An 8,593-nucleotide genomic window follows, 5' to 3' on the forward strand; every position below is an offset into this window, starting at 1 on the left:
TACGTCACGGTCCGGGACCAAAGTCCCGGACCGTGGTGTTCACTGGAACGCATGCCTGAGCACGTGTCGATCCTTCAGCAGCTGGGCCTGGCTCTGGTCGCTCTCGCGGCCGTGGCCTGGGTGATCGGACTGGCCCGCCTGGTGCGCACCGTCGCTGTCGATCCGCCGCGGCCGCGGACGCAGTTGCCGATGGGTGTGCTGCCGACGCAGTCCCGGGCGCCCGCGCTCGAATCGGTGCCGCTGACGGCCGATGAGCAGGACGCGTTCGCGGGACTGGTACGGGAGTTCAGCCGCCGGTAGTCCGCCGGTAGTCCGGGGGCGTGCTACCGCCGGGCCCGCGGGTACGACGAGGCCCGGTGCTCCATGGCCGCCCGTGCCGCCTCCTGCGTCGCGTACACCTCGCACATGTGCCGACCGTCGGGCGTCGCCGTGTGCTCGACCTCCCAGAGGCTGATCTCGCAGCCGTCGCACAGCAGGAACGCGTGCTCGTACAGCGTGAAGCCGTGGCCGACGCGGCAGCCGAAGGCCTGGGTGATCTGGTGCGCGCACGCCTCTTGCAGCAGCCGTGCCGTGCCGGGGCCGGGGCGCGTCGTGACGTCCGGGTTCTCCGCGCGGCGCAGCAGGCGGCGCGCGTGGTCGACGGAGTTGTCCGGGTCGCCGAGGCCGAAGGCGCGGTGCAGTGGCGGGAGCGGGGGGAGCTTGACGGGGGTCATGGGGACGTGGATGTCGAACTCCGGCTCGGCCTCCCGGGGCAGCGGGAGCCGTCCCGTCGCCAGGTGCAGCTCGTCCTCGGACACGTAGACCTCGTGCTGCGGAGTGCCGGCCCGCCCCGTGTTGTGCACGAGCTCCCAGAGGGTGAGCGAACCGCCGTCGATCAGCAGCCAGTTGTGCCGGTACGTCTCGCGGTGGCGGCCCGCGCTGTGGTGCGCCGAGTGCAGGGAACCCGCGTACGCGAGCGCGCCGTCGAGCCGCTCCAGCGTCTCGTCGGGCAGGTCGAAGGAGTTGAGCGCGCGTCCGAGGAGCCGCCCGAGCTGTGCTTCGGGTGACGCGTCCGGCTCGGTCCCGAACCCGACACCGGGCCCGGAGTCATGCGGAGCGCTCAAGGCACCTCCCAGTATTGCTTCGTGTCACCTCGTGGGTGCATACCGTAGTCCTTCGGTCGGACATCATGTCCGTGAAATGACAAACGGGGGGCGGGATTTGAGCAACGTGCCTGGACAACGCGCGGGCCGCGCGGGAGGTTCCCGCGCGGCCCGTGGTGGATGAGGGGTCGGTCAGGTGGCGCTGCCCGCCGTCCACTGGTTCCACGTCATGTTCCAGCCGTTGAGGCCGTTGTCGGGGGCGACCGTCTCGTCGTGCGAGTTCTTCATGATCACGACGTCGCCGACCAGCGAGTTGTCGTAGAACCACTTGGCGGTCGTGTCGCCGCCGGCGCCCTTCACGTCCCGCATGCCGACGCAGCCGTGGCTGGTGGCCTGCGAGCCGAAGATGCCCGGCGAGCTCCAGTAGTTGCCGTGGATGAACGTCCCGGACTGGGACAGCCGCATCGCGTGCGGCACGTCCGCGATGTCGTACTCGCCGCCGAAGCCGACCGTGTCGCCGTTCATGCGCGTCTGCACGAACTTCTCCGAGATCACCATCTGCCCGTTGTACGTGGGGTGTTCGTTGCTGCCGGTCGAGACGGGCACCGTCTTGATCGTCTTGCCGTCGCGGACGACCGTCATCTCCTGCGTGTTCGCGTCGACCGTGGAGACCTGCGCGCGGCCGACGGTGAAGCTCACCGTCTTGTCCTGCACGCCGTGCACTCCGTTCGCCCCCTCGACGCCGTCGAGGTCGATCTTCATCGTGACCTTGGAGCCGGCCTTCCAGTACTCCTGGGGCCTGAAGTCCAGGCGCTGCGCGCCGAACCAGTGGCCGACGATCTTCTGGCCGCCGCTGGACGTCACCGTGATGTGCGACTGCACGTCCTTCTTGTTGGTGATCGCCTTGTCGAACGTGAACGAGACCGGCATCCCGGCCCCGACCGTCGACCCGTCGTCCGGCGTGTACGTGCCGATGAAGCTGTGGGCGCTGGAGACCGTGGTGAAGATGGAGTTGGCGGCGGCCTTGTGCCCGCCGTCGTCCTTGGCGGAGGCGGAGATCCGGTACTTCGTGCCGCGCTCCAACTGCTCCTTCGGCTTCCACGTCGCGCCGTTCGCCGTGATCGTGCCGGGCACGGCCTTGCCGCTCGCCGACTCGGTCATCTTCACGCCGGTCAGCTTGCCGTCGCTGACCTTCACGCCCGTCGCGTTGATCGACGCGCCGGTCGAGCCGTCCTTCGCGGAGATGGTGATCTTCGGGGCGTCGCCGCTCTTGTCGTCGCTGGCGGTGGCGTTGCCGCCGCAGGCCGTGAGGGTCAGTGCGCCGACGGCGAGTGTCGCGCACACGACGGCTATGTTCTGCCTGCTCACGGTCTGCTCCCTTTTCGTGGTTTCTGCTGTTCCGCTGCTTCTCTACCGATGTGAGGGAAGAGCGTGAGACGGCCGGAGGGGTTCCGTCCGTTTGTTGTGAACGCAGCCACAGGGACAGTTCTGTTACGTGGTGGTGGATCTCTGTTACAGGGCGTCGGGCCGGCCCCCGTAGAGGTCGCTGTACGAGAGGTGGGTGCGGCCGCCGGCCGTCACGGACTCCGCCGTGCGCAGGGCCCGCACGATCGCCCGCGTCACGAGGTCGGCGCCGGCCGCGAGGATCTCGTTGAGGGCAAGGGGGTTCGCGGCGTCGAGCGGACGCTCCCCGGTGGCGAGCGCGAATACCGTGTCCCCGTCGTTGAGCAGGTGTACGGGGCGTACGGCCCGCGCGATCCCGTCGTGCGCGGTACCGGCGACCTTCTGCGCCTGGGCGCGGCTGAGGTCGGCGTCGGTGGCGACGATGGCGAGGGTGGTGTTGAGGGGCGGCGGGTCGGTGGGAGCGGTGGCGCCGTCCCGCGCGCCGGTCCCTGCCGTGCGTCCCGCTCCGCCCGATCCGCCCGCCCCGTCCAGCGGTCCCGCCCCGTTCGCCGCGGCCGCATCCGCCAGTCGCTTGCCCGCCGCCTCGTGTGTCTGCGACGTCGGGTACGTCACCGGTCCGCGCCCCGCGAAGAACTCGCCGTACAGCGCCCCGGTCGCCGGGTCCACGGCGGAGCCCGCGGCGTTCGCGACGACCAGGGCGGAGACCGTGATCCCGGAGCCGAGGACCGTGGACGCGGTGCCGATGCCGCCGCGCAGCTTCCCGACGAGGGTGCCGGTGCCCGCGCCGATGTTGCCTTCCTGGACGGGGGAGCGGGGCTCCGTCGCGGCGGCTGCCTCGACCGCGGCGCGGCCCGTCGCCGCGTCCGGCCGGGCCCGCCAGTCGCCGCCCCGGCCGAGGTCGAACACGCACGCCGCCGGCACCACCGGTACGACCTCCCCCGGCCGGGCGCCGGCCGGGACCCCGCGCCCCTGGTCCTCCAGCCACGCCATCACCCCCGACGCCGCGTCGAGCCCGAACGCGCTGCCGCCCGTGAGCACGACCGCCTCGATCCGCTGCACGAGGTTGCGCGGGTCGAGCGCGTCGGTCTCCCGCGTGCCGGGGCCGCCACCGCGCACGTCCACGGCGGTGACCGCGCCGCCTTCGGGGGCGAGCACGACCGTCGTACCGGTCAGGAACCCGTCCCCGACACTGGTGGCGTGTCCGACGCGCAGGCCGGGGACGTCGGTAAGGGCATCGTTGCGTGTCGTCATATCCCATGCCTACCACGGCAGTTGACGTCCGGCCGGGGCGCCGCCCGGAGCCGGTCAGGCGGGCTGTGGCTCGCTCCCGCGCGAGGACAGCGTCACCCCGACCGCCACCGTGAGCGCCGCGACGACCCCTGCCGCCGGCACCGCCCAGTGCCCCGCGAACGTGCACACCAGCACCAGCAACGCGCTGCCCGGCAAGGCCAGTTGCTGCGCGGTCCCCACCTTGAAGAACCGTGCGTGCAGCGCCCACACCAGCAGCAGGAACACCGCTGACGGGATCGTCACGGCGGCGGAGGTCGCGGCCGTGGAGATGTGCGCCTTGCCCACCGCCTGCTCGACGGCGACCTCGATGCCCGCGCCGATCGATGCCGCCGACGCGGTTCCTTGTGAACACGTTCACAAGCGAACTTGGGTCGAAAGTCCCTCGGGAAAGGCCAGGTCAGTCCGCCGATTCCGCCGGAGTCCGGCCCCGGTTCAGGACTTTCGGTCCTGAACTGGGGACCATTGCGGCCCCTCGGGCGCGCCCGACAGGAGTGCAATGAACACGTAGCAACCCACCGGTCGAAGAGATGGGGAAGGTGCCGCAGATGACTGCCACTCCCGCGGAAAAGACGACGCACGGCGAGGCCTGGGAGGGCTTCAGGGGAGGGCTGTGGCGGGACGCCGTCGACGTCCGCGACTTCGTCCAGCAGAACTACACCCCCTACGAGGGTGACGGCTCCTTCCTCGCGGGACCGACCGAACGCACCACCGCCGCATGGGACAAGCTCCTCGGGATGTTCCCCGCGGAGATCGAGCGCGGCGTCCACGACGTCGACGTGAAGACCCCCTCCCGTATCGACGCCTTCAGGCCCGGCTACATCGACGGCACGCCCGCCGATCACACCGACCTCATCGTGGGCCTCCAGACCGACGCCCCGCTGAAGCGCGCGATCATGCCCAACGGCGGCTGGCGGATGGTCGAGAGCGCCCTCAACGCGTACGGCTACGAGGCCGACCCCGAGGTCCGCGAGATCTACACCCACCTGCGCAAGACCCACAACGAAGGGGTCTTCGACGCCTACACCCCCGAGATCCGCGCCTGCCGCTCCTCCGGCATCATCACCGGCCTCCCGGACGCCTACGGCCGCGGCCGCATCATCGGCGACTACCGCCGCGTCGCCCTCTACGGCGTCGACCGCCTCATCGCCGCCAAGCAGGCCGACAAGGACGAGCTCGCCTCCGCCTGGCCCACCGAGCACGTCATCCGGGACCGCGAGGAGGTCTCCGAGCAGATCAAGGCGCTGGGCGAGCTCAAGGCCATGGCCATGTCGTACGGCTACGACATCTCGGGCCCGGCCACCACAGGGCGTGAGGCCGTCCAGTGGCTGTACTTCGCCTACCTCGCCGCCGTGAAGGAGCAGAACGGCGCGGCCATGTCGATCGGCCGCATCGACAACTTCCTCGACATCTACCTCCAGCGCGACATCGAGGCCGGCCGGATCACCGAGTCCGAGGCCCAGGAGTTCATCGACGACTTCGTCATCAAGCTCCGCATCGTCCGCTTCCTGCGCACCCCCGAGTACAACGACCTCTACTCCGGCGACCCGACCTGGGTCACCTGGTCGATGGCCGGCATCGGCGAGGACGGCCGCCCGCTCGTCTCGCGCACCACCTTCCGCGCGCTCCAGACCCTCTACAACCTCGGCCCGGCCCCCGAGCCGAACCTCACGGTCTTCTGGTCGCGTGAACTGCCGCGCGGCTTCAAGGACTTCGCCTCCCAGGTCGCCATCGACACCTCGGCCATCCAGTTCGAGTCCGACGAACTGATGCGCCCCAAGTACGGCGACGACACCGCGATCGCCTGCTGCGTCTCCGCGATGGCCGTCGGCAAGCAGATGCAGTTCTTCGGCGCCCGCGTGAACGTCGCCAAGGCCCTCCTCTACGCGATCAACGGCGGCCGCGACGAGAAGTCCGGCAAGCAGGTCGTCGAGGGATTCGAGCCCATCGAGGGCGAGTACCTCGACTACGGAGTCGTCGCCGAGCGGTACGACGCGATGCTCGACTGGCTGGCGAAGACGTACGTCCACGCGCTCAACGTCATCCACTACATGCACGACAAGTACGCCTACGAGCGCATCGAGATGGCCCTGCACGACCAGGAGATCCTGCGCACCATGGCGTGCGGCATCGCGGGTCTCTCGGTCGCCGCGGACTCCCTCTCGGCGATCAAGCACGCCAGGGTCAAGGTCATCCGCGACGAGACCGGCCTCGCCGTCGACTACGAGATCGAGGGCGACTACCCGGCCTACGGCAACAACGACGACCGGGCCGACGAGATCGCCCAGCGCATCGTCCACGGCTTCATGGAGAAGGTCCGCAAGCACCCGACCTACCGGGACGCCGTGCACACCCAGTCGGTGCTCACGATCACCTCGAACGTCGTCTACGGCAAGAAGACCGGCAACACCCCGGACGGCCGCCGCGCCGGCACCCCGTTCGCCCCCGGCGCCAACCCGATGAACGGGCGCGACGAGCACGGCTACATCGCCTCCGCCCTGTCGGTCGCGAAGCTGCCCTACGACGACGCCGAGGACGGCATCTCGCTGACCAACACGATCACCCCGGACGCCCTGGGCCGCACCCCCGGCGAGCGGATCGGCAACCTGTCCGGCGTGCTCGACGGCTTCATGGCCAGCGACGGATTCCACATGAACGTCAACGTCCTCAACAAGGCGACGCTCCAGGACGCCATGGAGCACCCGGAGAACTATCCGCAGCTCACCATCCGGGTCTCCGGGTACGCGGTGAACTTCGTCCGCCTGACGCGCGAGCAGCAGCTGGACGTCATCAACCGCACCTTCCACGGCTCCCTCTGAGCCTGTCCTCCCGACCGAGACACCCCGAAGGACACGAGGAGGAACGCCATGACCGTGCTGCTCACCCAGAACCTCACCGCGAACGACGCGGCCACCCCGGCCGCCGCCGCGACCCACCGCCCCATCGAGGGCTCGGTGCACTCCTGGGATCTGTCGACCGGCGTCGACGGGCCGGGCAGCCGCTTCGTGACGTTCCTCTCCGGCTGCCCGCTGACCTGCCTGTACTGCCACAACCCCGACACCTGGAAGATGCGCAACGGCAAGCGCACCGCGGCCGACGAGATCGTCGCCGAAGCCGCCAAGTACACCCGGTTCATCGAGGCCGCGGGCGGCGGCGCCACCATCAGTGGCGGCGAGCCGCTGCTCCAGCCGGTCTTCGCCGGTGAACTGCTGCACCGCTTCAAGTACGAGCTGGGCCTGCACACGGCCCTCGACACCTCGGGCTTCCTCGGTGTGCGCGCCACCGACGCCCTGCTGCGCGACGTCGACCTGGTGCTGCTCGACATCAAGTCCTGGGACCGCGCCACCTACAAGCACGTCACCGGGCGCCCGCTGCAGCCCACCCTCGACTTCGCGCACCGACTCGCCGACCTCGGCAAGAACGTGTGGGTGCGCTTCGTGCTCGTGCCGGGCCTTACCGACGACCCCGCCAACATCGAGGGCGTCGCCGCCTTCGCGGGCTCCCTCGGCAACGTCTCCCGGGTCGACGTGCTGCCCTTCCACAAGCTGGGCGAGGCGAAGTGGCAGGCGCTCGGCAAGACCTTCACGCTGCACGACACCCCCTCGCCCACCCCCGAGGAGGTCGCCTCCGCCAAGGCGATCTTCGAGTCCCACGGCCTCACGGCCGTCTGACCCGGCACGCCGGGGGTCGCCGCCCCCGGCGACGTACCCTGGAGCCATGAGCAGCCCCACCCCCGACCCCGAGAAGCGCGATCCCAAGGCCGCGCTGATCTTCGACGATCCGCTGACGGCGCAGTCCTCCGACGACACGGACCGCGGCTGGGGCGAGCGGCCGAGGGCCGACGACAACAGCGCCGCCGACCTGGCCCGCTTCCTCGACGAGAAGCCGCCCCACCACATCTGAAGGGCCGCCGCGAGCCCTGCTAGGGCTCGGTGTGCCCCGAGCCGCGCTGCGCCACGAGCGCGTCGCGGATCTCCTTGAGCACCTCCAGCTCGGAGACCTCCAGCACCTCCTGGGTGCCTTCCTTCTCGGCCTTCCTGGCGGCCTGCCGGGCGAGGTACTTGGCCATCGGCAGCACCATCAGGAAGTACACGACGGCGGCCGTGATGATGAAGCTGATGGCGGCACTGACGACCGTGCCCCACATGATCTCGATGCCGACGGGCTCGCCGTCCACGACCTTGCACGGGCCCTGAAGGCAGTACGAGTACTTGTTCAGGTCCTGCGTCCCGAACGCTCCGACGATCGGGTTGATGACCCCTTCCACCACCGAGTTCACGATGCTGGTGAACGCGGCGCCGATGACCACGGCTACCGCTAGGTCGACGACATTGCCTCGCATGAGGAAGGCCTTGAAGCCTTCCCACAGGCTCGGTTCGTTGTTCTCGCTCACCAGAAGGCCTCTCTTCACATGTCCAGGTTGTGGAGCAAACGCTTCCGCAACCTACGACAGTTCGGGTCAGACCTGTCCAATTCGGTAGCTCGATCGAGGGACTTGAGGAGATATACGTCACCACACCGTCACCGCCAACCTAGAAGCGGCTCCGGCGCCCGCGAGCCGTGCCGCGGTCGCGCGTTCCACCGTCAGCACCACCAACGCCCCGCCCGGCGTCGAGGTTTCGCCGATGTCGCCGCCTTGACCGAGAGTTGGCCCCGGCTTCGGCACGGACGCCACGCGTGCGCCGGACGCGAGCACCCGCACCCCCGGCCCGCCGTCCGCCCGCGCCGCCACCACGTCGATCCGGTCGCCCGGGCGCAGCAGCCGCACCGCCCCCGCGTCCGCGATCCGCACCGGCGCCGACACCGTCACGGCGGACGCG

Annotated in this window: 9 protein-coding genes and 1 pseudogene; 4 read left to right on the forward strand and 6 right to left on the reverse strand. The window is 70.0% G+C overall.

The features are described 5' to 3' along the window. Positions 1 to 51 precede the first annotated feature (51 nt). A complete protein-coding gene (locus OKJ99_RS43005) occupies positions 52 to 300 on the forward strand; it encodes a hypothetical protein (protein ID WP_326024121.1) in 249 nt (82 codons plus the stop codon). A 23-nt stretch (positions 301 to 323) separates the two neighbouring features. Here the strand turns inward: OKJ99_RS43005 and OKJ99_RS43010 are convergent, their stop codons facing one another. The 4 genes and pseudogenes from OKJ99_RS43010 to OKJ99_RS43025 all read right to left on the reverse strand — a co-directional run. Then, positions 324 to 1,103 (reverse strand): DUF6227 family protein, encoded by a 780-nt coding sequence (locus OKJ99_RS43010; RefSeq protein WP_326024122.1) that lies wholly within the window; start codon positions 1,101 to 1,103, stop codon positions 324 to 326. Positions 1,104 to 1,274: 171 nt separating this feature from the next. Next, positions 1,275 to 2,450 carry a L,D-transpeptidase gene (locus OKJ99_RS43015; protein WP_326024123.1) on the reverse strand — a complete coding sequence of 392 codons (1,176 nt, stop codon included), beginning with the start codon at positions 2,448 to 2,450 and terminating at the stop codon, positions 1,275 to 1,277. Between the two features lie 144 nt (positions 2,451 to 2,594). Next, positions 2,595 to 3,737, reverse strand: a complete 1,143-nt coding sequence (locus OKJ99_RS43020; protein ID WP_326024124.1) for a P1 family peptidase — start codon at positions 3,735 to 3,737, stop codon at positions 2,595 to 2,597. A 54-nt stretch (positions 3,738 to 3,791) separates the two neighbouring features. Further along, a pseudogene (locus tag OKJ99_RS43025) lies at positions 3,792 to 4,112 on the reverse strand (low temperature requirement protein A); the annotation flags it as partial. A 209-nt stretch (positions 4,113 to 4,321) separates the two neighbouring features. Here OKJ99_RS43025 and pflB point away from each other — a divergent pair. From pflB to OKJ99_RS43040, 3 genes are read left to right on the forward strand one after another with little or no spacing between them, the layout of a single operon-like run. Continuing rightward, positions 4,322 to 6,592 carry a formate C-acetyltransferase gene (gene pflB, locus OKJ99_RS43030; RefSeq protein ID WP_326024125.1) on the forward strand — a complete coding sequence of 757 codons (2,271 nt, stop codon included), beginning with the start codon at positions 4,322 to 4,324 and terminating at the stop codon, positions 6,590 to 6,592. A 48-nt stretch (positions 6,593 to 6,640) separates the two neighbouring features. Continuing rightward, positions 6,641 to 7,444: a pyruvate formate-lyase-activating protein gene (gene pflA, locus OKJ99_RS43035; protein WP_326024126.1), complete on the forward strand. Its 804-nt coding sequence runs from the start codon at positions 6,641 to 6,643 to the stop codon at positions 7,442 to 7,444. A gap of 46 nt (positions 7,445 to 7,490) precedes the next feature. Then, positions 7,491 to 7,676 (forward strand): hypothetical protein, encoded by a 186-nt coding sequence (locus OKJ99_RS43040; RefSeq protein WP_326024127.1) that lies wholly within the window; start codon positions 7,491 to 7,493, stop codon positions 7,674 to 7,676. Positions 7,677 to 7,695: 19 nt separating this feature from the next. Here the strand turns inward: OKJ99_RS43040 and mscL are convergent, their stop codons facing one another. Beyond that, positions 7,696 to 8,169: a large conductance mechanosensitive channel protein MscL gene (gene mscL, locus OKJ99_RS43045; RefSeq protein ID WP_326024131.1), complete on the reverse strand. Its 474-nt coding sequence runs from the start codon at positions 8,167 to 8,169 to the stop codon at positions 7,696 to 7,698. A 114-nt stretch (positions 8,170 to 8,283) separates the two neighbouring features. Then, on the reverse strand, positions 8,284 to 8,593 hold a 310-nt coding region (locus OKJ99_RS43050), incomplete at its 5' end, for a hypothetical protein (protein WP_326024128.1).

The sequence above is a fragment of the Streptomyces endophyticus genome (assembly GCF_035798155.1).
Taxonomy (GTDB): Bacteria; Actinomycetota; Actinomycetes; order Streptomycetales; family Streptomycetaceae; genus Streptomyces; species Streptomyces endophyticus.

Coding starts and splice junctions, on each gene's coding strand:
- OKJ99_RS43005 (WP_326024121.1), top strand. CDS start 52: ATGCCTGAGCACGTGTCGATCCTTCAGCAGCTGGGCCTGGCTCTGGTC.
- OKJ99_RS43020 (WP_326024124.1), bottom strand. CDS start 3,737: ATGACGACACGCAACGATGCCCTTACCGACGTCCCCGGCCTGCGCGTC.
- pflB (WP_326024125.1), top strand. CDS start 4,322: ATGACTGCCACTCCCGCGGAAAAGACGACGCACGGCGAGGCCTGGGAG.
- pflA (WP_326024126.1), top strand. CDS start 6,641: ATGACCGTGCTGCTCACCCAGAACCTCACCGCGAACGACGCGGCCACC.
- OKJ99_RS43040 (WP_326024127.1), top strand. CDS start 7,491: ATGAGCAGCCCCACCCCCGACCCCGAGAAGCGCGATCCCAAGGCCGCG.